Annotated in this window: 18 protein-coding genes and 2 pseudogenes; 12 read left to right on the top strand and 8 right to left on the bottom strand. The window is 66.7% G+C overall.

Annotated features, from left to right (window positions below; translation table 11 throughout):
- Nucleotides 1-558 precede the first annotated feature (558 nt).
- Together OHS57_RS21200 and OHS57_RS21195 are read right to left on the bottom strand one after the other, a co-directional pair.
- Nucleotides 559-1,375, bottom strand: a pseudogene (locus tag OHS57_RS21200) (IS5 family transposase).
- A 76-nt stretch (nt 1,376-1,451) separates the two neighbouring features.
- Nucleotides 1,452-2,060: pseudogene (locus OHS57_RS21195) on the bottom strand (DUF317 domain-containing protein); the annotation flags it as partial.
- Nucleotides 2,061-2,578: 518 nt separating this feature from the next.
- Here OHS57_RS21195 and OHS57_RS21190 point away from each other — a divergent pair.
- Nucleotides 2,579-3,283, top strand: coding sequence for a nucleotidyltransferase domain-containing protein (locus tag OHS57_RS21190; RefSeq protein WP_328583025.1), 705 nt, complete (start codon nt 2,579-2,581; stop codon nt 3,281-3,283).
- Nucleotides 3,284-3,453: 170 nt separating this feature from the next.
- Here OHS57_RS21190 and OHS57_RS21185 read toward each other — a convergent pair whose 3' ends face one another.
- Together OHS57_RS21185 and OHS57_RS21180 are read right to left on the bottom strand one after the other, a co-directional pair.
- Nucleotides 3,454-4,401 (bottom strand): FAD-dependent oxidoreductase, encoded by a 948-nt coding sequence (locus OHS57_RS21185; RefSeq protein ID WP_328583024.1) that lies wholly within the window; start codon nt 4,399-4,401, stop codon nt 3,454-3,456.
- A gap of 9 nt (nt 4,402-4,410) precedes the next feature.
- Nucleotides 4,411-5,856 (bottom strand): carph-isopro domain-containing protein, encoded by a 1,446-nt coding sequence (locus OHS57_RS21180; RefSeq protein ID WP_328583023.1) that lies wholly within the window; start codon nt 5,854-5,856, stop codon nt 4,411-4,413.
- A 202-nt stretch (nt 5,857-6,058) separates the two neighbouring features.
- On the opposite strand from OHS57_RS21180, the gene OHS57_RS21175 reads away from it, so the two are divergent.
- The 9 genes from OHS57_RS21175 to OHS57_RS21135 are packed head-to-tail and all read left to right on the top strand — an operon-like array spanning nt 6,059 to nt 15,338.
- Complete coding sequence (locus tag OHS57_RS21175; protein ID WP_328583022.1) at nt 6,059-6,586, top strand: ATP-binding protein; 528 nt, start codon at nt 6,059-6,061, stop codon at nt 6,584-6,586.
- A gap of 44 nt (nt 6,587-6,630) precedes the next feature.
- Nucleotides 6,631-7,941: a glycosyltransferase family 4 protein gene (locus OHS57_RS21170; RefSeq protein WP_328583021.1), complete on the top strand. Its 1,311-nt coding sequence runs from the start codon at nt 6,631-6,633 to the stop codon at nt 7,939-7,941.
- Nucleotides 7,938-8,936 (top strand): D-2-hydroxyacid dehydrogenase, encoded by a 999-nt coding sequence (locus OHS57_RS21165; protein ID WP_328583020.1) that lies wholly within the window; start codon nt 7,938-7,940, stop codon nt 8,934-8,936. The genes OHS57_RS21170 and OHS57_RS21165 overlap by 4 nt, the downstream gene beginning before the upstream one ends.
- A 3-nt stretch (nt 8,937-8,939) precedes the next feature.
- Nucleotides 8,940-10,052, top strand: a complete 1,113-nt coding sequence (locus tag OHS57_RS21160; protein ID WP_328583019.1) for a radical SAM protein — start codon at nt 8,940-8,942, stop codon at nt 10,050-10,052.
- On the top strand, nt 10,052-11,170 hold the full coding sequence (locus OHS57_RS21155) for a hypothetical protein (RefSeq protein WP_328583018.1): 1,119 nt from the start codon (nt 10,052-10,054) through the stop codon (nt 11,168-11,170). The genes OHS57_RS21160 and OHS57_RS21155 overlap by 1 nt, the downstream gene beginning before the upstream one ends.
- Before the next feature lie 16 nt (nt 11,171-11,186).
- Nucleotides 11,187-11,984 carry a radical SAM protein gene (locus OHS57_RS21150; RefSeq protein ID WP_328583017.1) on the top strand — a complete coding sequence of 266 codons (798 nt, stop codon included), beginning with the start codon at nt 11,187-11,189 and terminating at the stop codon, nt 11,982-11,984.
- Nucleotides 11,985-12,007: 23 nt separating this feature from the next.
- Nucleotides 12,008-13,732: a carbamoyltransferase C-terminal domain-containing protein gene (locus OHS57_RS21145; RefSeq protein WP_328583016.1), complete on the top strand. Its 1,725-nt coding sequence runs from the start codon at nt 12,008-12,010 to the stop codon at nt 13,730-13,732.
- A gap of 5 nt (nt 13,733-13,737) precedes the next feature.
- Nucleotides 13,738-14,352: an HD domain-containing protein gene (locus OHS57_RS21140; protein WP_328585122.1), complete on the top strand. Its 615-nt coding sequence runs from the start codon at nt 13,738-13,740 to the stop codon at nt 14,350-14,352.
- A complete protein-coding gene (locus OHS57_RS21135; protein ID WP_328583015.1) occupies nt 14,349-15,338 on the top strand; it encodes a glycosyltransferase in 990 nt (329 codons plus the stop codon). The genes OHS57_RS21140 and OHS57_RS21135 overlap by 4 nt, the downstream gene beginning before the upstream one ends.
- Nucleotides 15,339-15,348: 10 nt before the next feature.
- On the opposite strand, the gene gltX is transcribed toward OHS57_RS21135, so the two are convergent.
- The 3 genes from gltX to OHS57_RS21120 all read right to left on the bottom strand — a co-directional run bounded on the left by gltX (nt 15,349) and on the right by OHS57_RS21120 (nt 20,468).
- Entirely contained in the window at nt 15,349-16,722 is a 1,374-nt protein-coding gene (gene gltX / locus OHS57_RS21130; protein ID WP_328585121.1) for a glutamate--tRNA ligase, read from the bottom strand.
- A 321-nt stretch (nt 16,723-17,043) separates the two neighbouring features.
- Entirely contained in the window at nt 17,044-18,279 is a 1,236-nt protein-coding gene (locus OHS57_RS21125) for a hypothetical protein (RefSeq protein ID WP_328583014.1), read from the bottom strand.
- A complete protein-coding gene (locus OHS57_RS21120; RefSeq protein ID WP_328585120.1) occupies nt 18,276-20,468 on the bottom strand; it encodes a sensor histidine kinase in 2,193 nt (730 codons plus the stop codon). The genes OHS57_RS21125 and OHS57_RS21120 overlap by 4 nt, the downstream gene beginning before the upstream one ends.
- Before the next feature lie 520 nt (nt 20,469-20,988).
- Between OHS57_RS21120 and dcm the strand changes: the two genes are divergently transcribed.
- Nucleotides 20,989-22,953: a DNA (cytosine-5-)-methyltransferase gene (gene dcm, locus OHS57_RS21115; RefSeq protein WP_328583013.1), complete on the top strand. Its 1,965-nt coding sequence runs from the start codon at nt 20,989-20,991 to the stop codon at nt 22,951-22,953.
- Nucleotides 22,954-22,975: 22 nt separating this feature from the next.
- On the opposite strand, the gene OHS57_RS21110 is transcribed toward dcm, so the two are convergent.
- Nucleotides 22,976-23,269, bottom strand: a complete 294-nt coding sequence (locus OHS57_RS21110; RefSeq protein WP_328585119.1) for a hypothetical protein — start codon at nt 23,267-23,269, stop codon at nt 22,976-22,978.
- A gap of 134 nt (nt 23,270-23,403) precedes the next feature.
- Between OHS57_RS21110 and OHS57_RS21105 the strand changes: the two genes are divergently transcribed.
- Nucleotides 23,404-23,592 (top strand): hypothetical protein, encoded by a 189-nt coding sequence (locus OHS57_RS21105; protein WP_328583012.1) that lies wholly within the window; start codon nt 23,404-23,406, stop codon nt 23,590-23,592.
- Nucleotides 23,593-23,607: the final 15 nt, after the last annotated feature.

Here is a 23,607-nt window from a genome sequence, read left to right as displayed (position 1 = left end):
GCCCTGACAGGAACGCCTGACGGCTAAGCCAGAATGAGGCCACCGACCTGCGGAAATGCTGCTAACTCACGGATTTCAGCAGACCTGTAATGATTAGGCCGAAACGCAGTTCTTGGCGCAGTGCGAGCGTACTCTCGCGGTTATCGCGTGAAGCGCACGCATCTGATCTCAGGAGTGCAAGATGCCCAAGGGTCACAAGTGTCCGGTTTGCGGCACCCAGACACTGCATCCAACCAGCACCAACCGCCTGAAGTGTTCGAAGTGTGATTCGACTTTCCTCAAGAGCGTGATCGTCGACCGCTGACGTCCACGGGCGTTCTGTAGCCCTGATGATCACGTAAGCCTGCGGGTCGTAGTGGTGCAGGGTGGCGCGGATTACCCGTCCCGGAGGCAACGCAACTCCGGTTGCACGAGGCGAACCTCCCAAGTCACCCTGCTCACGAGAGTTTCGATATGTCGTCACTCTGCCACCATCTGTCTGGGCAAGTGACCTATTCCTCGCGGGTGTCGGCCCATTCCACTGGGCGAGCGGTTGCGGATACTGCCTTACTGATCGTTTCAGAATGAGATCCCAAGCCGCCTCAAGCAGATGACGCTGCAGGCGAGTGGGAGGAGTCCGAGGTGGAGGTCGGCTCGAATCTCGTAGCGGATGCGCAGTCGTTTGAACTGGTGGAGCCAGGCGAATGTCCGCTCGACGACCCACCGTGTTTTACCCAGCCCCGAGCCGGTGCGGGGTTCCTCGACGGTCGAACTTGGGGATGATCCCACGGGCGAAGACAAGACGCCGGTACTTGTCGTAGTCGTACCCACGGTCGGCGAACAGCCGACGGGGCCGGTGGCATGGCCGGCCGCGCAGGCCACGGACGCGGGGTATGTCACCCGGCAGAGGCATGAGCTGGGTGATGTCGTGACGGTTTCCGCTGGTCAGGGAAACGGCGAGCCGGGTTCCGTGCCGGTCGACGATCAGGTGGTGCTTGCTGCCGGGGCGGGCTCGGTCGACTGGCGGAGGTCCGGTGTGAGCCCCCCTTTGAGAGCCCTGATGTGCGAGCCGTCGATCGCGGCGTCGCCCATCTCCAGCAGGCCCTCTTTACGCAGTTCCGCCAGGAAACCTCGTGCAGGCGGGGCCACACTCCGGCCTCGGTCCAGTCCCGCAGACGCCGCCAGGCAGTCACCTCGCTGCAGCCCACCAGCCCTGCGGGAACATCCCGCCAGCTCACACCCTTGCGCAACACGTACACGATGCCCCGCAGAGCAGCACCGTCATCAGCCGACAACCGCCCCGGATGCTGACGCCGCCGAGGCGGTCGAACTGCAGCAGTGGGGCTACGCGTTCCCACAGGTCATCAGGCACAAGATCAGCAGATACCCACCAAATCCTGCCGACACAACACCCAACTACCAAGCCACCAAACCGATCTCATTCTGAAACGATCAGTTAGTCGGTGGCCGTGGGCGGTCAGGACGCTGGGGTCGGCATCCTGGATGAGGGGCGGCACCTCGCTGAGGCTGAGGCGGGCGGTGAAGGTGGGGTGCATCGCCGCCGCGTGGGGTTGGTCGGCGTCGCGGAGCCAACCGTGCCCGGCAGCTGCGGCGAGGACCAGTTCGGGGCCGTCGTACAAGGTGGTGGGCGGGTTGCATCGGTCGAGCGCCAGGAGAAACTCGGTGATGGCCTCTCCCGGTACGCCTGGGGTGAAATAGGCGGACCAGTCCGCGAGCGAACTGGTGGTGTCCGAGCGGGCAGAGACCTGCCACGCGATCGGCAGACCACCGAGGTGGAACGGCTCGTCTGCCAGCACCCACTGTGCCCACCGAAGGGCGTCGGGACTGATGTGCAGGACGGTGCTGCGCACCACCTGGTGATCTCCCTGCGCGTCGAAGTCTCGCCGTCCTCGCACGGCTGTCAGAATCGCCCAGCCCAAACCGGCGAGACTGTCCGCGACGACATCGCAGAGACGACCGTCATCGCCGGCCAAGTGCCGAGGGCTGACCCAATACGCGGGAAGCGCGCCAGCCATAGAAGACGGATCGAACGGGTGGTGCGGATTCAGGAGTGCCTCCAAGGGCCGGGTTCGGGTGTACTTGCCGTCGGCAACGCGGAGCGGCAGCGTCCGGACGGGAGCCTGCCGGTTTATGGCGCCGGCCCCCTCGGGCGATGGGCGCCCGAGCCCACTGTCGGCGTCATGCCTCCGCTAGATAGACAAGTGGAGAAGCTGCGGTCAGGGAAGTCGTAGGCTCGCCGAGCAATGCTCTGACCTGGAGGTCTGGCAGGTCGTCTACGTTGACGTCCCTCTGCACTCGCTGACCGGTCTTTCGAGACTCTTTCCTGTCTGCCCCCGGCGAACTAGGCCACAGGCGACGCTCATACGTCGCCGGAGGGGCCGCGTAGGAGCCGTGAACCCCATCCCGCGTCAATGTCAGCGCAGAGGGAGGCCAAGGCGAACACCTTTTGCCCGCAGGCACGGTCCCGCTGACCTGGAGACATGCCAGATGGAGCAGCAGTCTGCCCCTGGGGACAGCTCTGCCGTATCCCCATAGAAACCCGGTGCGCACGACAGACAGAGTGCTGAACAGTTGCTGCATGGATGCGATCGACGCCGCACATGCCGTCATCAAGGAGCACCACCCTGACGCCCGGGCCGCCTTCCTAGGAGGCAGCGTCGTGGCGGACCGTCGCACGGCGATGTCGGACCTCGACATCGTGGTGCTTCTCCATGGACCCCCAGCCCCGTACCGGGCAAGCATCCAGCACGGTGAGTGGCCCGTGGAGATGTTCGTGCACACCGAGGCAACGTGGCACGCATTCGTCGAACGGGAAGTACGAAAGCGCAGATCACCGCTGCTCTGGATGTGCGCCGACGGGATCCTGCTCTTCGACCACGACGGGGTCGGCGCCTACGTCGCCGCTGAGGCCCGGAAGCTGGCCGCGGCGGGACCGCCTACGGTGTCGGCCGAAGAGATCGATGATCGCCGCTATGCGATCACTGACCTTCTCGACGACCTTGCGGGGAGCGAAGATCGGAGCGAACGGCTGTTCATTGCCACCGAATTGGTGCGACGCACCGGCGAGTTGGCGCTGACCGCCGACGGATCTTGGAACGGAGGCGGGAAGTGGCTGGCGCGCCGTCTTGAGACAACGGCGCCGGGACTCAGCATGCGCCTTCACGACGGCCTTCGTGACGTACTGGCGAGGCGGATTGAGCCGCTCGTGGAAGTCGTGGACGAGGTGCTGGAGCAGGTCGGCGGTCGGCTGTGGGTCGGCTATAAGCGCGGTGGCACTCCGTGAACGAAGTCGCCGTGGAGGGGGCCACCTTGCGGCCAACCTTGAGATACAGCTCGACTCTGTCGAGCGCACCCGCCACACCAACCACCGCACCGAGCGCCTGCTGGACGGACGCCTCCGTGAGCTGAGTGGTCTGCTGCTCTCCGTCTGGCGGCCTTAGACCCAGAGTCAGTTCAGAGCAAGCAATCCCGAACCTCCTCGGCGCACCCCCACGACAGGGTGACACCGGCACCGCCGTGACCGTAGTTGTGCACGACCAGCGCACCGCCCTCCCTCCGCTCCGCCTCCACGCGGACCGGAGAACGGGTCGGCCGAGCGCCGATCCGGTACTCCAGGACACGGGCGCGGGCGAGGCGGGGTTCGACCTTGGCGCATCGAGCGAGAATGCCAGCCGCCGCCTTGTCGTCAGGGGCGAGGCCGCCTTCGCTGTCGATAGCTGTGCCGCCCAGGACGACGGTCTCTCCATGCGGGTAGAAGCACAACAGATCCGGTGAAGTGCCGGTGTCCTCGGAAAAGAACTCGGTGAGCCCCGGGTTGGTGACGACTACGTGCTGGCCGCGAATCGGCCGCAGTTCTTGATCCAGGACCAGGTCGCGGGCTCCCAGGCCCGCGCAATTGACGATCACAGAGACTGGGCCGACTTCCGCGAGCGAAGTCAAACGTCGCTGCTCGACCGTTGCGCCGGCCGCATGCAGCCGGCGCAGGAGGTAGTCGAGATACGCGGGCATGTCGATCAGCGGCACTGTGAACCGGTACCCGGCGGTGAACCCGGTCGGAAGTTCGGTCGGCTCGCACGGCCGAAATCCCGGCAGGGTCGTAGCCCAGTCCGGTGGAGACTCGGCCGTACGCGATGCCTCGATGCCGCTGGTGAGCCGGACACCTGTGGCCTGGTCCTCGGCCAGCTCCCGGAATACCTCCAGGGACCGCTGTCCCCACCGGTCGACCTTGTCCTTCGGCTCCACCAGGTACGGGCCCCACATCGCTCCGGCGGCCAGCGAGGTCGCACCCGGCACCTGCTCGGCGATCACTCGCACCAAGGCCCCGGCCTCGGCGAGAACGACGGCGGAGGTCAGTCCTGCCACCCCAGCCCCGACAACGACAACGCGCTCCCCTGCGTTCATGTCTCGACATTAACGGCCGGGTGGCGAGGATGGAGCATGTCGGGCGAGGGCGTCTTCGAGGACCGGCAGGAAGCTGCGGACATGCGGGTTGCGCTGGCGGCGGCGGAGGTCCGCGGCAAGCTGGTGCAGTAGGGCGGCGCTCCTCGGTGAACGCACGACGCCAAGGCGATCAGCCGCGATCTGTCCGATCTCGCAGGCTGCCTCCAGGTCTCCGTGAGCGCTGTGCCCCAAGGCCAGCCAGGCACCCTCGAACATGGCCCTACGTTGGCTGGGATCGCCACGTGGAACGTCGTATGCCCCTGACCGGAGCATCTCGGTCCCCTGCGCGAGGAATCGTCGGGCCTTCGTGCCGCCGTCCGCCTTCTGCCGCGCGCGCCCCATCTGGATGAAGCCGTAGCCGGCCTGGCAGTCCAGGTGGTTGTCGGTCAGGAAGTACATCCACCGGGGCTCCTCCTGGCTGCCGTCCCGACTTGCGATCAGTTCTCGGGCAGAGCCGCGGGTGTGTGCGAAGTCGTTGTCACGGCCGGCAGCGGCATACGCGTAGGCGAGCCGGGAAAGGACGGATGCCCGGGCTGCGGGCGGAGCAGCTTCGCTGGCGCGGTGGGCGGCCTCGCCGAGGGCGATTGCGTCCGCTGGGTGTCCTCGGCTCGCTGCTTGGAAGGAGAGGTCGCCCAGAATGTGGGCGCACAGGGGCAGGTCGTTGGCCTGATGCGCGGCTCTCAGCGCCGTGGCGAAGTAGCGCTGCGCCAGGCCGTGATCGGCGGCGTCGAAGGCCATCCAGCCGGCCAGCTGGCCGATCTCCGCAAGCGCGCGAATAAGCCTGCTCGTCACGACGGGCGAGTGCCCACCATCGTGAATGAGTAGCCCCACCGCACGGAACTGAGCACCTACGTAAGGGAGGTGGCGCGCTCCTCCGTGCTCGTCGTCAAGCAACTGGAGCATGGGCAGGTGCTGCTCAACCTGGTCGACAAGTGGATCGGCGCCGTTCGACGGAGCTATCCGGGGCGCGTACTGGCCTCGCCCTGCCGTTCCGTCAAGGTACTGGGCGACGATCGCGAGGAGTCCCGCGCCTGAAATCGCGAGGAATCGGCGCCGGTCGACGAGCCCTCCCATCACCCAGTCCTCCACGATCGCCTCCATGCCCTGCACGGTCCAGGGCCGTGCGAGATCCGTGTCCGCAGGGACGAGAGCCGAGGAGTCGCCCGCGCGGCCTTGCCACAGTTCGGCCACCGAGATGGCTCTGCCCAACTCCTGGGAAAGCACGTAGGCAGCCATCATCGGTAACGGCGAACGCGGAAGGGAACCGCCGTCCCTCCAGTGGTACGGCGCCGACTCGGCGACAGTGCCCGCTCCGAACACCCTGTTGAGCTTGCGAGCAAGCGCCTTGGGGCTCCATCCGAGTTCGTCGAGGCAGCCCGACAGCACGGCGTTCGGTCCCCCCGCCTGCTGTGCCACGTGCGACCACCTCGCGTCCCAGGGGTTCGTCGACCACTTCGTGCTCCCCATGGTGGGGCAGGCAGCTGCCGAATCTTCTGCCTATCAAGGAAGTTGACCGAGTTGACCGACTGATCGGGTGCTGCACGACCGGCCTCCTCCGGTGTTCTTGAGTCACGGCGGAAGGCGCCGCCTTCGACGTCGGCGGAGAAAGAGGTGGGCTTTGAGAGACCACACGAGCACCTCCCGAGACCGTCCGGGCAGTGTGCTGGAGCGCGACACCGGGCGACCGATCTCCGCGCCCTCACACGGGTACGCCGATGGCGGCGGTACGACCACGCTGATCACGGACCTGCCGTACGGGCCGAAGGCGGCTGCGGTCGCTCGGGAAGCCGTCGCTGTGGCGCTCCTCGGCACCGAGGCGGACCTGCTCGACGACGCCCGACTGATCGGGTCGGAACTCGCAACGAATGCGTTCGCCTCGGGGAACCCGCCCCTGGTCCTGTGCGTGGACCGCAGGAGCCCGGTCGTCGGTGGCCTGGAGGTCGAGATCACCGTGACCGACGGTGGCTGCCCTCGACCCGCGCCTACCTGTCACCCGGCGCCCGAGGAGCAGGCCGAATCGGGGCGGGGCCTGGTCCTCGTCGAGGCACTGGCCGACGCCTGGTCCTTGACGACCGGAACCGACGGCACCCGCGCCTGGTGCCGGCTGACGCGCGCGTCCAGCTCTTCGCCTGCGAGAACGCTCTGATGCCCGCGCCTGCAAGGTCCTGTCTTCGAAGGAGACACCACACAGTGCGCATCGACCATGCGACCCCACCGTCCCCGTCCGCTGAAGCACCGACGGCCGTTCGTCATCCTCGCGTAGTCGTCGCCCTTCACGAGGGCCTTTACGGCGCTGAGTCGGGCACCGGCTTCAGTAACCGTGCCTTCCTCACGGCGCTCGCTCGCCTCCTGCCGACGGGCCGCCTCTCCGTGATCTCCCCACCCGTCTCTGAAACAGCGGTCGCGCACGATCGGCGGTGGCGCCGCGAGGTCCAGCTGATGCTGGACGAGGCGGAGGCCGAGGTGATCACGATTCCCGAGGTCCAGATGCCCCCGGATTCGGTCCGCGGCTCCACGCACCTGTGCGCCCTGGCGGGGAGGGCTGCCGCACGCGTCGCCGATCGCACGAGCCACTGCCTGCTCGTCGGCCTCGACGTTCCCTTCCTCGGCCTCGCGGCTTACACGTCACCGACCACAGACCTGCTGCTCGTCCCCCGCTCCGCAGCGGCCCTGACGCGGCCTGGCGACCTGTCCCGAATCCACTGGGAACGTGAGGCCCTGCGGGCGGCGACCGCCCAGGGCGGTCGGATCGGGGCCATCTCCACCCACATGCGAAACCACCTCGTCACGAACTGTGCCATCCCGCGAGCGGACATTGTGAACATCCCGAACGGGCTGATCCGAGAGGAGATGGCCAGGCCGACGCATGTTCGGCCCCTGCCCTTCAAGGCCCGAGCCGGCTTTCTGCTTGCGATGGGGCGCGCGGTGCCCAGCAAGGGGTTCGAAGACCTCCTGGAGGCGCTGCACGTTCTGAAGGAACGAGGGGTCCGCCTTCCGCATCTGCTCCTGGCGGCCGTCACGTCAGGTGATCACGAGCACCTGACCTCGTACCAGAGGGACCTGGCGGCAGGTATCCGCGCCTACGACTTGTCCGCGACGCTGATCACCCGCTTCACCCCCTCCATCCGCTCCTGGCTGCACAGCCCCGCGCTGCACGCGGTCGTCGTTCCCTCACGCGAGGAGCCCTTCGGACGGATACCTCTGGAGGCGTTCGCAGCGGGGGCGGGGGCGGTCGTCGCCACCAGCGCCGGCGGACTGGCCCAGACCGTCATCGAAGGCGAGACCGGATTCACCGCCGCACCCAGGGACTCCCCGTCTCTGGCGTCCGCCCTGCACCGAGCCCTGACCGCCCTGCCTCGAGAACGCGAGCGGCTCCGGAACGCCGGTGCGGCTCTGGTGCGTTCACGCCACGACTACGAGGCCAACATCGGCTCCGCCATCGGCCGCATCGCCCCCTGGGCTCTGGCTCCGTCGCCCACCGGGGAAAGCAGGAGCCAGTGACCCGGCCGGTGGTGCTCATCAACCTGGAATCCCCCCACTCGTTCTGGCGGTTGTCCGCCGAGCACAAGCGTTCCCTACGTGCTTCCTTCCCGAGTGTGGAGTTCTGTACGGCCGCCGAGGAGGACGTGCCGTACCGGCTGGCGGAAGCCAGCGTCTACTTCGGCTGGCGGTTCGAACCCTCCTGGCTGGTCGGCGCACCGCATCTGAACTGGATCGCATCCCCGGCCGCCGGCACCGACCATCTGCCCGCTGCCGAGGCGCACTCCGCCGGGGTGGCCCTGACCCGCTCGTACGGGTTCCACGGCCGTCCCATGGCCGAGCACGCCATGGGGCTGATCCTGGGCTTCTCTCGCGGGTTGTTCACGAGCCAGCGCGTTCAGCGGAACCGGACCTGGTGGAAGGACGACCTCGCCGAGGAGTTCTTCGACCTGGCCGGGTCGACGATGACCATCGTCGGCTGCGGCAGCATCGGAGGCCACCTCGCTCGCACCGCGCGCGCCTTCGGTATGGACGTGATCGGAGTACGTCGGACGCCACCTGTGGCAGCGGGGGACGGGATCACCTGGATGCACGCCTCGGCGGTGCACCAGGCCGTTGCCGTCGGCGACGTGGTGGTCGACCTGCTGCCGGCCACCCGGGCCACAAACCATCTCTTCGACCACGGCCTCTTCGCGGCCTGTAAGCCGGGAGCCGTCTTCCTCAACCTCGGCCGTGCGACAACCGTCGACCAGTCGGCCCTCCTAGCCGCCCTCAATACCGGCCACCTGCGGGGCGCCGCGCTGGACGTATCCGACCCGAGGCCCCTGCCCGCTCGCCATCCGCTGCGGCTCCACCCCCGGGTCGTGCTCACGCCGAAGAGTTCGACGCTCTGCCACACGTACATGGACGAGGCGGTCGCGTTCTTCGCCGAGAACCTGCGCCGATTCCTTGCTGGCCAGCCGCTCAACGGCCTGGCCGAAGTACCCGACGCCCATTCCCCCCTCGCAGGAGGCTGACCCATGCCCACCACCCGCCACCGTGACCTGACCGCAGCCTTCGCGGCTACCGGCCGCAACCACCCCTATCTGGCCTTCACTCTGAACTCGTTGTGCAACCTGGACTGCGTGTTCTGCAAGCCCCGCTGCATGCCGGACTACGGGCACAAAGACCGCCCCCTGACCACCGCCGACTACGCTGCCATCGCCGCCGAGGCCGGAGTCTGGAAGATTCGGAAGGCGCACTGCTCCGGCGGCGAACCGACCCTGCGGGCGGACATCCTCGACGTGATCGAGGGCCTCGCCGACGGCCTCGGGCCCGACGCCGCGATCGGCATGACGAGCCACGGCAACCTGCGCCGCGGGCTTAGCGTGAAGAAGCTGCACCGCGCCGGACTGACGTACCTCAACCTCAGCCTCCACAGCCTCGACCCGACGCGATCCGCCACGATCATGGGCGGCGGCGACCCGCGCACGACTATGCGCACCCTCGACGAGGCCCTCTCCCTCGGAATGCGGGTGAAGATCAACTGCGTCCTCCAACGCACTTACCTGGACGACGCCTTCGCCGTGGCCGAGCTGGCCCGCGACCTACCTGTCGCCGTCCGTCTGATCGAACTCCAGAACATCGGCCCCGCACAGGCGCTGTTCGACACCGAGTTCATCAACGAGGCGGACGTCCGCAATCGTCTCCATGAATGGTTCGCGGGTGCGGGGGAGGTCTCTCGTGAACAGCTCGGGGTCCGTAGCCCCGGGCAGTATCTCCGTCCCGACGGCTGGGCGGGCTCGATCGGCTTCATCTCCAACTCCAGCTGTGCCACCTGCTCCGACGCCAATCGCATCAAGATCACGCCCACTGGTATGGCCCGCCCCTGCATCCTCCACAACCGTGACATCCCCCTGAAGCCCCACCTCGCCGACAGCACCCTCGGCGACGCCTTCGCCCACCTCTTCCAGGCCATGCTCGACCGCAACACGAACGACGCCTGGCAGGGCTTCCATTACGTCGACTACGACCTTCGCTGGGACCGGATGGAGCGTCCCGAGGGCACCCCGGTCCTGCTGCCCCTGCTCCCCGTCCTCCCCTCGGACGCGGCCCAGCCCTCGTGCACCCGAGCCTCCACCGGAGAGCAGTGATGGTCGCGGCCGAAGCGCCGCCGCTCTACCCGGGTCTCGGAACGCTGTACGAACACGAGCTGGACGCCCACGGGGTCGGGGCCGTGATGCTCACGCACAAGTGGCAGCCGGCCGATCTGCTGGCTCCCCACTCCGACATCGACGTACGTGTCCTCCTTCCCGAAGCCCCCGCGAACTGGGAGGAGTGGAATCACCGTCTGGCCGCCGCGCATAAGTCCGCGGTCCGCCGGGAGGTCTCCCACGGGCGGCTTCTGGAGCATCCTCCCGGGTTCGCATTCACCGTCCCCGAAGCGGACGGACGGCTCGTCTCCGCACCTGAGCTGGCGACCTGGTCGTTGATCAGCGGTAGCGCCCGGAACTTGCAACGCTGGAGGTCCCGGGCCCAGATGGCCCCCTGGTGCGAGATCGACGAACGCTTCTACCGGGCAATTCTCCAGTCGAGGCTCGGAGGCCGGTACCAGCTCGCGGCGGACAGTACGGACAACGTGGTCGAGGACATCACCGCGTACCGGCGTCACTGCGTGGCCTGGCACTACCTCGCACCCTGCTGGTTCGCCGCCGCCGCACTCGCGACACGGACGCGCTGCCCCGGCAAGACCGCCGCGCTCACCCAGTGGCGTCCGGACGGGCTGGACGCGTACGCCGAGCTGTTTCTCCGGCACGCCGAAGGCGGACCCGACGGGCGACTCCGCAGCCCGCGCCACCTGCTCCGCGCGGCACACGTCTCCCTGGAAGCGGCCATGCGCCGCATTCCGCAGGCAAGCCACCCTCCCGACAGGGGCAAGGAGTCCGCTGCCACCGACTGGGCAATGACCGCCGGAATGCTCCGCGTACGTGTCGCCCGCTGGCTGTACTACCTAGCTCCGCCGCCCGGTGTCGCGACCGAGTACCTGATCCGGCGGGAGGCAAAGGAACTCCGTTCCGCCGCGCAGACCCTGAACGCGCTCGCGGAGGAAGGGGCCACTCCCGCCCAACGCCTGGCCGCCCGAATGGCCGGGCTGATCCCCACCGGACCGACGACTGTCGACACTCTGCGCACCACCCTCGCGCTCTGGCACCGGCAGAGGTCCACGGTGCAGGACTTCCTCAGCCTCCCGCCCGGTGCCATCCACCCCTGACACAAGGAGCCTCGCCATGCCCGCGCGTGCGTCCCAGCCCCGCGCCCTGAAAACGACGAAGATCAAGATCACGACGAAGTGCAACCGGTCCTGCGACTTCTGCATATTCGCCGACGGCGCCCAGGGCGAGAACATGGCCCCAGAGCTGTTCTCCACCATCCTGACCCGGCTGGAGACCATCCCTTTCCAGCAGTTGCACATCAACGGCGGCGAACCCACCGTGCACCGGGACTTCCCCGCTCTCAGCGAAGCCGCCCGGACACACCTGCCGGACAAGGTCATGGTTCTGGGCACGAACGCCATCACGCTGGCCCGCAACCAGCGGATCATGGAGGCCACGCTCCGCTCGTACGACCAGGTCCTCATCGGCTGCGACGACGAACACGAGAACTACGCCGAAGTGCACGCCGTCGTGCCCCGTCTCCGCGAAGCCGGCAAGACCGTGGTCGTCAACAGCGTGCTGGAAGGCATCAGTTCCTCCCGTCTCGTGGAGCTCACGAGGCTGTGCGACACGTACGGCGCGATCCACGTCACCAACCACGTGCACCACGTCGACGTCGGCCAGCCGTCGAACGAGCTGCGCGGCATCTGCGATCGCTACCTCGACCAGCACCTGATGATCGAGATGGACGGCTCCTGCTACCGCTGCTTCAACGCCATGGCGAAGGTCGACAGCGAATTCAGCATCTGGGACGAGGACTTCGCGGCCAAAGTGTTCGCTCCCCGAGGCCATCACTTCCGGTTCTGCCTTCGCTGCCACGAGTACACCGACTCGGGCGCCGCTCTCCTGCCCGCCCGCATTCCGACCGCATGACTCCAGATCGGAGGTACACGACCATGCCCGCAGTCCTCGGGCTGAACTTCCACCACGACACCGCCGCCGCCTTGATCGTCGACGACCGCCTCTACGCGGCAGAAGAGGAACGCTGGAGCGGCGTCAAGCACAACCACCCCACCCGCAAGGGCACGCTCGCCGCACCGGTCCGTGCCCTTCAGTGGTGTCTGGAGGCCGCCGGCATCGAACCGCAAGACGTCGACGCCGTCTGGGCCGCCTCCATGCGCCCCAACCCCGCAGCCGGCTGGTGGCTCACCGAGGAGCGGGACGAACTCGCCGCTCTCTTACCTACCCCGCTCGGTGACCAGCTCCGCCTCCTCTCCCACCACACCGCCCATGTGCTCTCTGGGTACCTGCTCTCCGGACACGACCACGCGGCGGGTCTCGTCATTGACGCCGGCGGCTCCTCCCTCGGCTCCGACTTCGGTCCGGGGCGGGAACGCATCACCGGCTACGACCTGCGACTGGATCGCATCGACCGCATCCACCAGAGCATGCCGACCGTGGTTCCCGGCCCTGTCGGCCCTCGGCGCGTTCACTCCTCCCTCGGGCACTTCTACCGAAACCTGGCCCGCAGAGTGATCCCACCGGGCGACGAACCCGAGGGCAGCATGATGGCGCTCGCCGCGTTCGGCGACCCCCATCGCTACCGGCCGCAGATCCGCGAACTCGTACGGCTCGGCGATGACGGCGAGGTCCGGATCGGCCACCCCTGGGGCTCGGCGGACAGCAGCACACCGCTGCTGCTCCGTGGCCGCGTCTGGACCGCTGACAACGTCGTGGAGCAAACCGACGCGGAACGGGCCGACCTGGCCGCCGCAGTCCAGGATGTCTTCTCCGAGTCGGTCATCCACATCGCACGCCATCTGCAACGGCTCACAAGAGCCTCGGCGCTGGTGTTCTCGGGTGGGTGCGCCCTGAACTCCCATCTCAACGGCCGACTGGCCGACGACAGCGGTTTCGACACCCTCTTCGTGGCGCCGGCACCACACGACGCGGGCACCGCTGTGGGCGCCGCCTTGTACGCCTGGCACTACCAGCTCGGGCAGGAATGTCTCCAGGTGCCGACCGACGCGGCCTGGGGCCCTAACCCGGGCACTCTGAAAGCGGGTGCGATGCCATCCGGGTACCGCGCTCTGACCGGCCTGGGGGCGGACCTGGCACCGGCGGCGGCAGCGCTGCTCGCTCAGCACCGCATCGTCGGCTGGGTACAGGGACCGCTCGAATTCGGGCCCAGGGCCCTCGGGCACCGCTCGATCCTCGCCCACCCGGGCCACGCCGCCACGCGGGATCGACTCAACGCGATCAAGCAACGAGCTACGTACCGCCCGTTCGCCCCGGCCGTCCTCGCCGAGCACGCCACGAAGTGGTTCATGTCGACGGGCGACCCCTTCATGAACCGCGTCGCCCACGTCCGCCGGTGCCGAGCCGACCGCATAGCCGCGGTCACCCACCACGACGGCACCGCGCGCGTCCAATCCGTGGCCACAGACCACCAAGGCCTGCACGAACTCCTCCAGCGGTTCCACGAGCACACCGGCCTGCCGCTGCTGTTGAACACCTCCTTCAACCTCAAAGGCACGCCGATCCTGCGATCCGCCGAGCAGGCCGTACAGGCGGCAGCCGGCCTCGGGCTCGACGCCCTCGCCGTCGGAGACACCCTCCTGATCGCCGACCAAGTCCCCGACCCCCGGGCTCTACCCCAGCCATCCTTACGAGAGGGGTGACGGAAATGGCCGTTGCCAATCTGCCTCACATCCTGACCACACTCGCTACCAGCACATGGGCCGTCGGGGACCGTTCCCGCGCCCGTGTGGCTGCCGGTCTGGCCCTCGCGATCTACGCCGGGCATACCCGGGATCAGGGCACCCCGTACGTCCAGCATCCGCTCGCCGTCGTCACGGTTCTGCGGTCCGAGCTCGGCGTCACACAGCCCGAAACCCTCCTCCTCGGCCTTTTGCACGACGCCCTGGAGGTCGATCCGGGCTCAGAGGCTCTCGTCACCCACCAGCTGGGGGCACCCTTCGCTGAACGCCTACGCGCGATGACGCCCGACCATCGGCTCGAACGCCGGCCCAAGGTTCCGGGCGACGAGAACCGATGGCGCGTGAAGACAGCGGCCCTCCCCGCGGAGGAGCTCCTGATACGGCTGGCCGACCGTATCCACAACCTGCGCGACCTGGCCGCCTCGCCGAACCATGAACGCCGGCGGAAGTTCGTACGGAACCTCACAGACTTCCACCTCCCCCTGGCCGCCGCCGCACGCCGCCTCAGCCCTCACCTGGAAGCCGCGCACACGCTGCTCAACGCCGAGTACATCCACCACCAACAGGAGATACGCCCGTGAGACGGATCGTGTACTCGATGGAGCCGGTTGGTCGGACCGGCGGCCGGGTCTACCTCCGGATGCTTCACGAGGCGACCGCCGGCGATGTTGAGTGGCGCACGGTTCCGGACCACAAGCGCACCTACCGCGTCCGCCGCTGGCGGAAGATCCGCCACCTCGCCCGACTGGCCCCGACCGTCCGGGCGCTGAGTTCCGCCGCCACCGGCACCTTCGTGTGGGACGACCTCAGCCTGCTGCTCTTCACACCGGAGATGCGGGCCCGCACGGTGTTCCTCCTGCACCACTACGAGCCGTTACAGCACGACTCCACTCCTGTGGAGGCCATGCTCTGGGAACGGCTGTTCCGGGTGCTGCCGCAGTGTGCGGCCGTGGTGTGCGTATCCCCGTACTGGGCTGACTTCCTCCGGTCCCGCGGTGTCCACAACGTACGGGTGATCTACAACGCCTTCGACATGACCGAGATCGAGCGGGCACGCGCCCTTGACCGGGCCGAGTGCCGCGCCGAATTCGACCTGGCCGCGGACACGATCGGCGTGTACGCGGGCAAGGCCGTCCACTGGAAGGGCACCGCGGAGGTCGCGGAGGTCTTGGCCGGCGCACCCGGGCTTCAAGTGATCACCAGCGGCAGCAACACCATCGGCTTCGGCGGTACGCACTACGACGTGGAGCGCGAGCGATACCTGCGGCTGCTGCGGGCATGCGACGTCGGCGTCTTCCTGCCCCGGATGCGGGAGGGCTGGAGCCGCTGCGCAGCCGAGGCACTGCTGCTCGGGCTGCCCTGCCTGATCCGGCCGGTCGCGGGCCTCGGCGATCTCGCGGCCCTGACCGGCCAGCCGGCGCCAGACCTCGACCGTCTATCGACGCAGGTCCGGGAACACGCTACGGCGCGCCGAACCGAAGCCAAGGCCGCGTACGAGGCCCTGGCCCGGTTCGACCTGCACTACTTCGGAAACGCCTGGGGCGACCTTCTCGCGCAGGTCGCCTGACCGGGGCCGCTTACGCCTGCGCGGCCAGCTTCTCGGCCGCGGCGTCCAGACGGGCCAGCACGCGGTCCCGGCCGAGCAGCTCCATGGACTCGAACAGCGGGAGTCCGATCGTTCGGCCGGTGACCGCGACCCGGATGGGCGCCTGGGCCTTGCCCAGCTTCAGCCCGTGCTTCTCTCCCACAGCGAGCGTGACGGCCTTCAGGCCGTCCGCTTCCCAGTCCGCGACGGTGGCGAACTCGGCGCGGACATCGGCCAGGATGCCGTCGGCGCCCGCCTTCATCGCCTTGTTCCACGACGCCTCGTCCTCGACAGGCGAGTCGAGGAACAGGAAGTCCACGTTGTTGGTGATCTCGGACAGCAACGCCAGCCGGGTCTGGGCCAGCGGTGCCACCGTCTCGAAGACCGCCTGGTCGAACGCCTCCGGCTGCCACGGCGCGTACGGGGCGACGAGCCACGGCGCGCAGGCGGCTGCGAACTGCGCGGGCGCCAGGGCACGGATGTAGTCGCCGTTGAACGCCGTCAGCTTCTTCACGTCGAAGAACGCCGGGGCGGTGTTGACGTCCTCGATTCGGAAGAGCTGCTCCAGCTCCTCGTACGGCATGAGCTCCCGGTCACCGCCGGGGCCCCAGCCGAGGAGCATCAGGTAGTTCACCATCGCCTCGGGAAGGAAGCCCTCGGCGAGGTAGTCCTCCAGCGCGACCTTGTCGCGACGCTTGGACAGCTTCTGCCGCTTCTCGTTCACGATCACCGGTAGGTGCGCCCACACCGGCGGCCGGGCACCGAGCGCCTCCCACAGCAGCTGCTGCTTCGGCGTGTTCGAGAGGTGCTCCTCGCCGCGGATGACCTGAGTAATGCCCTCGTCCAGGTCATCGACCACGTTCGCGATCAGGAAGACGGGGGACCCGTCACCGCGGGCGATCACGAAGTCCTCGATCGCACTGTTCGGGAATGCCGGCTCCCCGCGGATCAGGTCGACCACAACGGTCTCGCCCTCATCCGGTGTCTGGAACCGCAGCGCCCGCCCCGCCTCGAAGGCCAGCCCCCGGTCCCGACAGAACCCGTCGTACCCAAGGTGCTCCGACCCGGTGCGCTCCTTCAGCTGCTCCCGGGTGCAGTCGCAGTAGTACGCCTTGCCCGCCGCGTACAGCTGCTGGGCGGCCTCGCTGTGCCGGGCCGCGTTGTGAGACTGGAAATACGGCCCCTCGAAGGCCGCGTCCTCACCATGGATGCCGATCGCCGCGAGCGCGCTGATGATGCCGTCGATCCACTCCGGCTTGTTCCGGGCCGCGTCGGTGTCCTCGATCCGCAGGACGAACGTGCCGCCGGACTGTCGTGCCACGGCCCAGTTGTAGAGAGCGGACCGTGCGCCACCGACATGGAACATGCCGGTCGGGGACGGGGCGAAACGAACGCGAACCGGGGCAGTAGACATGCGCTCCAGGGTACCGACGCCGGGCGCCCGCCCTGAACCACTCCACCTCTCCCCGCGCCCTCGTTTTCCGGCGGCCCTCGTCATCTACTCGTACGTCTGCTTCCACAGCTTCCGCTGCGGCCGACCCCTGCCCCAGACCGTCCAGAGCGCCGAGCGATAAAGATGGGGCTGTTCGCCGCTCCACCGCTCCGGTTGCGCAATGCACCCCACCTTCCTGCGGGTCGCGTCGTCGGCGACGGGTATGGACCACAGCCGACACCAACAGTGCAGAACTCAGGGGCTGATCACCGCACCGTTCTGCGGGGCGGAGGACAGCTGCTCTGGGAAGCTCCCGGATTTCGGCTTCGTGAGCCCTAGCCGCATCTGCACCTCGTCGAAGCTGAGGTCCGGCGTGCCGATACGGCCGACGGATCGGCTATATGCAATCAGCATTGCTTCGGAGAAGGGGCTATCGAGGGTAGCAACCCGCTTCCAACCCCGTGCCTCATCGAGCGCGACGGAGCTTACGTTCTCGAAGTCGATCACTAGATCCGGAACATCCAGATAGCGAGGGAGAGCACGGTACCGATTGTCATCGACTCTGAACGCGCGCTGCGCTAGGCCCTTATCCCTATTACTCTTGGCGCTCGACTGCCACGAAATGATGGGCGGGGACTCGGAGCTGTTCCCCTCATCGGTGAACACCCGGTCTGCTTTGGCCAGGTGCACGTACTGGACCTTCGCCACACGAGGCTTCGAAACCCTTGATTCAGGACGGTCCTCATAGAGGTCGCAAGCCGGCGTAAGGACCAGCCACCAGCCGCCCTGTGGGTCGATAAGGAGGTCTGTCGCCGTGAGGTGATGGGTCACAGGGGGCATCAGATAGACCCGTGCCGCCTCGGACCGCCGTGCTGTTGCGACGAGGTCACCCTCCACGACGCGATCCAGCTCATGGAGACCGTTCTCCTTGAGCCAGGCTGCGAGGCGATTGACGATGACAGGAGCGATCTCGTTCGGGTCGGCAGCTGCCATCTCGGTCCAGTGCGGAGCAACCACGTCGCGCATAAAGTCGCGGACCTGGCGCTCCACGAGACCGGAGATGCGACGTGTCAACGCCGGCACTCCTGAGAGCAACCCCTCCCTGACCGCAGGGGCGATATCGTCCAAAGCATTCTTCGTCACCACTCGAATGAGGGGAGGCTCCTCCAAGCCGCGTACCTGCTGGGGGACGCCCGTGAAGAAGACCACTGGCACCCACCTGACGCTGGCGATCTTCTTGTACAGCTCACGTCCGCGCCCCTCGGCGTCTGCGGACGGGCTACCTTCAGTAACATCCCGGACATCGAGGATGACCAAGTCGAAGTCTTCTTGGTTCAGCCGCTCTTCGGCGGTGGCAAAGTCCTGCTCGACTTCGAACTGGATGACTCCCAGATCCGCGAGCTCTTCCGTTAGGAGCCCACGAAGGTCCTCGGTCATCTTGGCGTCGTCGTCAACGATGAGCACGCGATACGCGGCGTCCGCCGTCGTCACCCAACTCTCCTTCGCAGTCGTGCCCGGAAACTCGCGCCGGAGAGGGCGCCGGGGCTTACCAGCGACAGGTCACCATCGTAGAAGTCCTTCACGACGCTGCCTGCGATACTGAGGCCGAGGCCGATGCCGTCCGGCTTGTCACTGAAATAGGTGTCGAAGATCAGATCTTTGATCTCCACACGCACTCCAGGCCCGCTGTCGCTGACCGTGATATCCACCACGTCGGCTTCGCCCTCTTGGTTGCGCTCAGTTTCGATCAAGATCTCCCGGTCTGCCTCGCTGGGCATCGTTGACAACCAGTAGACCGCGTTATTGACGAGATTTAGCACGAGTGTCCTGATATCACCCGGCTCGGCCGTGACCGTTACGTCCTCTCCGCCGATTGTGACGGTCACACCGTACTTGGCGATCTCAGATTCCAGTACGGAGACAGCCGCAGAGATGCTCTGGTGAAGCGAGAGTTCTCGTGGCCGCCCACGTTGCCGACCACTGAGAGGTTCGATGCGAGTGAAGAGCCGGTCGATAGCCCTCTCCTGCGCGGTGAAATCCGTGTGCAGTTCCCCGAGCGCGTCGGACAGGTCGGCGTCATGGACCTCGACCTTTCCCGTGATCTTCCTAAGTCGACGAAGGTCGAATGCGATGCGGGCCAGGGCGGTCCTACCCTCGTGGAGGACAACGTCGACAAGGGTGCCTAGTGTCGCGAGCCGGGAGAACTGGGAGATGATCTCCTGGACTTTGCGCACACCTTCGTTGATCGTCTCCGTGGCTTCCTCGATGGCTCGCCCCAGGACGACATCATCTGGATACCGCTCGCTGGCGACTTGCCGAAGAGGATCCAGGTTGAAACTCCGGAAGACTCCGTGACCTCGCCCTTCGGGAGGACTGACCAAGGGTTCGTCGGCCACTTCCACGGTGGACTCCGGACGGCGCAACTTGTAGCGCAGGATCTCAAGTTTCGAGATCGCCTGCACTATCACCATCTTCAGTTCCTCGTACTCCGGACTATCAATCAGCCCTTCCCGGTGCGACCGGTCCTGGAGGCCCGGGTTCTCATCCGCCGAGATATAGACAAATCCGGCAACCTGGTTATTGGACAGCCGCATGGTCGGGTTATTGACGCGTCGCTGGTCGAATCCAAGCCAGTCGTAGCCCGGTTCGCCGAAAGGCTGGACTCGGAACCCGTCCCGGTACAGCGCTACGCCGCTGTTGTCCCGGATCAGCTTCCGCACCTCGGTGAGGTTCTTCGACCCGGTATCAATATGGAAGAGCGGGTCCAGCGCCGACTTCTCTAGGTCCCATACGCGAAAGTCCAGCTTCAGTGGTCCGCAGGACGGTCTGTCCGAATCCTTCCGGATGTTCTCCTCGACGACCACCGCGGGTTCGCTCCCGTTGGAGTAGATGGCCAAGTGGGCATTACCGTCGGCATCCACTGTGCCGACGAGCCGATAGAGCGGGTGGGCCAGCGCTTCGCTCGCGGCGACAAAGCCATGGTGGTGACGAAGGGGACCATCAGGGGTGTCTATGTAGATGGCAAACTCAGGCTGGTCCGGCACCGACAACTCAGCGGGAGGCGGCGGAGGCAGGAGCCGTGACAGCGAGCGCTTGAGGGCCTCAACGGCGTCAGGCCCCCAAGGCATCCTCAGCTTCTCAAGTCGGACTACGGTTCCGTGGCCAACCGACGCGTCGATCGATGCGGTCTGGAACCCCGTGACGACGTCAGCGAAGTTCCGCGCCGCCTCGCCACCCACCGCGAAGACGGACGGCAAGGCCGTGGACCAAGTGACCGGAACCTCGTCCAGGTAGGCGTCACCCTGCGTGAAGTTTCCCCAGTTGATACGGAGGGTGACTTCTGGGTCGCTGGCCCGTCGCGTCGTGATGGTGGTGACGTTGGCCAAGCGGGCGGCTGCGAACCGACCGATGCCCTTGGCCCCGAGCACACGCCGCACACCCGACTCGCTGCGGCGGTTCCGGTGCCTATGCGGAGTAGCGATCTCCATCCAGGTGCCACGCACTGTGTCCGGGGACATGCCGTGCCCGTCGTCCCATACTTCGATCGAGCCATGCCCCTCCACTAGCGGCGGGTTGAAGCGGATCAGCACGAGGCTGGCATCGGCGTCGTAGGAGTTCTTCACAAGTTCGGTGAGTGCCACCCGCTCGTTGCTGATCAGCTCCTCACCCAAGGTGCTCATCAGCCGCGCGCGCGGCCGGAGATACGCTTCCGTACCCTCCGAATCCAACTGGGCCTCACTTTCGGTCCGTCACGGTCCAGCCTCAGCGTAGCCAGAGAGGTAGATTGTATCGACGTTGCGGATGACCGCCCGTGTGTGGCTGTGCGACCGAGGGCCCGTTGCTCGGAAGTGGCCGAATACCGCCCCTGAGTGGCGCCGACCAGGAAGAAGGTCACTCGGATATTCCTTCTGGTGAGCCGACCCGTTGAGGCGTAGGGGGTGGAACGGGGCGCTTGTCCGCGAGGCCCGTGATCGAGCTGTCGGTGGCATCCCGTACGATCGATCATTTCGAGGGGTGTCCCAGGAACATCACCTCGAAAACACAGAGTGCGGACCTCACCGATCATGAAGCCCACTGGTGAATCAAGCCAGGTGGATGCCGGGTGTTCGGGTGGCTCGACCTCGTCGAAGTTGTTGCTTCCGCGAGCGTGTCCGTGATCTCCTGGTGCTCGTTCGTCCCGTGCCTGTTGGAGGTTGTGCTGTGGAGAAGGGGAAGTACGGCGTACCCCTGGAGCGGAGCGACTACCTTCCGCTCGAACGGCACGAGGAGAGCTGCTCTCCGGAGGACTTCCGGAAATGGCTGAAGACCCACGGTAAGGGCCAGCGGCTCGCCGTCGACCTGTTCTCCGGCGCCGGTGGTCTGAGCTACGGCGTGAAGCAGGCGGGTTGGACGGTCGCGGCTGCCGTCGACTTCGACGAGCGCGCTCTGGAGACCCATGCGGCGAACTTTCCCGGCATGAGTCTCCACATGGACCTCGGTAACCCTGACGAGCGTGACCACTTGGTTGAGCTCCTGAAGACTGCTGACATCGACCTGATCGCAGGCGGGCCTCCCTGCCAGCCCTTCAGCCGCGCCGGACGCAGCAAGATCCGGGATCTTGTGACGAACCACAAGCGGGACCCGGAGGATCTTCGCAAGGAACTGTGGCGCGCCTACGTGGACGTTGTCACGCGTGTCAGGCCCCGGGCCATCCTCATGGAAAACGTGCCAGACATGGGGCTTGGAGACGACTTCTTCGTGGTGCGCACAATCGAGCAGCACCTGGAGGATCTTGGGTACGCCACGCAGGTCCGCCTTGTCGACGCCTGGCACTACGGTGTTCCCCAGCACCGGAAGCGCCTGATCCTGCTCGCGAGGAACGACGTCGAGCGCTTCGACTGGCAGCCGAAGCAGGACGGCTTCACCAACCTCCGTGAGGCGATCGGCGACCTTCCCCGCCTCGATCCGCAGCCCAGGAAACGCGTCGGCGAACGAGAGATGGCCTACCGCATGCCAGAGGCTCCCTCAGCCTTCGTGGAGATGATGCGTAAGGGCGCCCCGGAGGGGCTTGTCTGGGACCACATGACGCGCCGGGTCCGAGACGACGACTGGAAGATCTTCTCCGAGCACATGGACTCCAAGACCCTGTACTCGGATATTCCGAAGGAGTTCCGTCGCTACAGTGCCGAGAACTTCACGGACAAGTACAAGAAGCTGGCCTGGGGCGAGCGCAGCCGTTCCATCACTGCGCATATCGCCAAGGACGGCTACTGGTACATCCATCCGGACGAACCCCGAACACTCACTGTGCGTGAGGCGGCCAGGGTGCAGACCTTCCCAGACTGGTTCCGGTTCGCCGGCACCCGTAGCGACGCCTTTCGGCAGATCGGGAACGCGGTACCACCACTGTTGGGCAAGGCGGCAGCCGAAGCACTGGCACCCGTGGAAGGCGTACAGGCACAGCTCGGAGGACTACAGCCGCATTGGCGGCAGGTCAGAGAGGAGCTAGTGGCCTGGGCCCGGGAGAGGCGGAACGGCGACGACTGGTGCCACCTCCCCGGCGAGCAGATGTCACAGCTCTCGGCAGCCGTGATTGCGCTTCTCTCCGGCGCCAAACCGTCGGCAGCCCAACTGGACGAGATCCTGAAGGACGTGAGATGGCGCAAGACCCTCACGTCCAAGGCCTTCCATAACCTCTTGGAAGCAGCCCCCTCCGAGAAGGTCAGGACACGACTGGAACGGCTTGCTCCCCTCGTCGATGACACAGCTGCCTGGCAGGAGAGCAGGCGTCTTGAGATTCCCAAGCGCCTCGCTCTCAAGCCGGCGGAAGCATCTCTCTATCGCCTGCTGGTGGGCGAGGACCTCCTCTGGGTGGGCCAAGGGGCGCTGCGGGTTGCCGCACGTCTGAACGACAGCGACGCGGACCGTACGAACAGACTCAGTGACGGCCGGGTCAACCTGGTGAGGCTCGTGGGCGCCGGGGGCGAGGATGCACCGCTCCGCATGGCTGCGTTGCGTCTCATCAGCAGCACCGTCTGCAGCGCGCGTGAACCGATGTGCGCCGAATGCCCGCTGAGTAAACACTGCAAGCGGAAGTCCGATGCCTCAGACGTCTCAGTGACCACAAACGGCAACAGGGCATCAGAGGTCAAGGAACGCGGAGATAGGAAGCGCCCTTCGGCGTAGGGGGCACGCTGGAAGAGGGCGTTCAGGAGGACTGCCCGATGCAAGCTGTGTACACCCTGCGCGCGGCCTGCTCGACATCGGTGCGGATCTCGCACTCCCAGACGCGGACGACGGTCCACTCCTCTGACTCGGCTGCCATTGTGTTGCGGCGGTCCCGCTCTCTGTTGATCTCGATCTTCTCCCTCCACAGCGAGGCGTTCGGGCCTCGGAAGTCCTTGGGCCCGTGTACAGGGCAGCCGTGCCAGAAGCATCCGTCGACGAAGACGGCAACGCGGCACCTGGGCAGGACGAAGTCCGCTCTGCAGCGGGCCGCCACCCGGCGCTGAAGTCGGTGACCGCTCTTCCCGGTACTGTGACCCAACCGGTGCCCGCCGTGTCGTCTCCCGTTGCCATGTTCGTTGTCCCGCCGTCGGCCAATCTGGGCGAAGGGAGGGGCGCCACACTCTTCCCATGCTTAGGGAACCATCTGAACTCCGGATCGACAGCCAGGGCCGGATCGAACTCCCCATGAGCCTGCTCGCGGAGGCGGGCATCACGCCGGAGGCTGCGCTCATCGCGTTCAGTGACGGAGACGGACGGACGGTGCTCCGCCGCGCCGAGGACGCGATGAGTGACCTGATCGAGCGGGGGCAGCTCTGACCGTAGGTGGGGTGT

This window comes from Streptomyces sp. NBC_00370 (assembly GCF_036084755.1).
In the GTDB taxonomy this organism is placed as follows: Bacteria; Actinomycetota; Actinomycetes; order Streptomycetales; family Streptomycetaceae; genus Streptomyces.
This window is presented reverse-complemented; position numbering and strand designations above follow the sequence as displayed.

What these genes read in the sequence shown, in the direction of transcription:
- OHS57_RS21190 (WP_328583025.1), top strand. Translation starts at nt 2,579, where the DNA reads ATGGATGCGATCGACGCCGCACATGCCGTCATCAAGGAGCACCACCCT.
- OHS57_RS21185 (WP_328583024.1), bottom strand. Translation starts at nt 4,401, where the DNA reads ATGAACGCAGGGGAGCGCGTTGTCGTTGTCGGGGCTGGGGTGGCAGGA.
- OHS57_RS21160 (WP_328583019.1), top strand. Translation starts at nt 8,940, where the DNA reads ATGCCCACCACCCGCCACCGTGACCTGACCGCAGCCTTCGCGGCTACC.
- OHS57_RS21155 (WP_328583018.1), top strand. Translation starts at nt 10,052, where the DNA reads ATGGTCGCGGCCGAAGCGCCGCCGCTCTACCCGGGTCTCGGAACGCTG.
- OHS57_RS21150 (WP_328583017.1), top strand. Translation starts at nt 11,187, where the DNA reads ATGCCCGCGCGTGCGTCCCAGCCCCGCGCCCTGAAAACGACGAAGATC.
- OHS57_RS21145 (WP_328583016.1), top strand. Translation starts at nt 12,008, where the DNA reads ATGCCCGCAGTCCTCGGGCTGAACTTCCACCACGACACCGCCGCCGCC.
- OHS57_RS21140 (WP_328585122.1), top strand. Translation starts at nt 13,738, where the DNA reads ATGGCCGTTGCCAATCTGCCTCACATCCTGACCACACTCGCTACCAGC.
- gltX (WP_328585121.1), bottom strand. Translation starts at nt 16,722, where the DNA reads ATGTTCCATGTCGGTGGCGCACGGTCCGCTCTCTACAACTGGGCCGTG.
- OHS57_RS21120 (WP_328585120.1), bottom strand. Translation starts at nt 20,468, where the DNA reads ATGAGCACCTTGGGTGAGGAGCTGATCAGCAACGAGCGGGTGGCACTC.
- OHS57_RS21105 (WP_328583012.1), top strand. Translation starts at nt 23,404, where the DNA reads ATGCTTAGGGAACCATCTGAACTCCGGATCGACAGCCAGGGCCGGATC.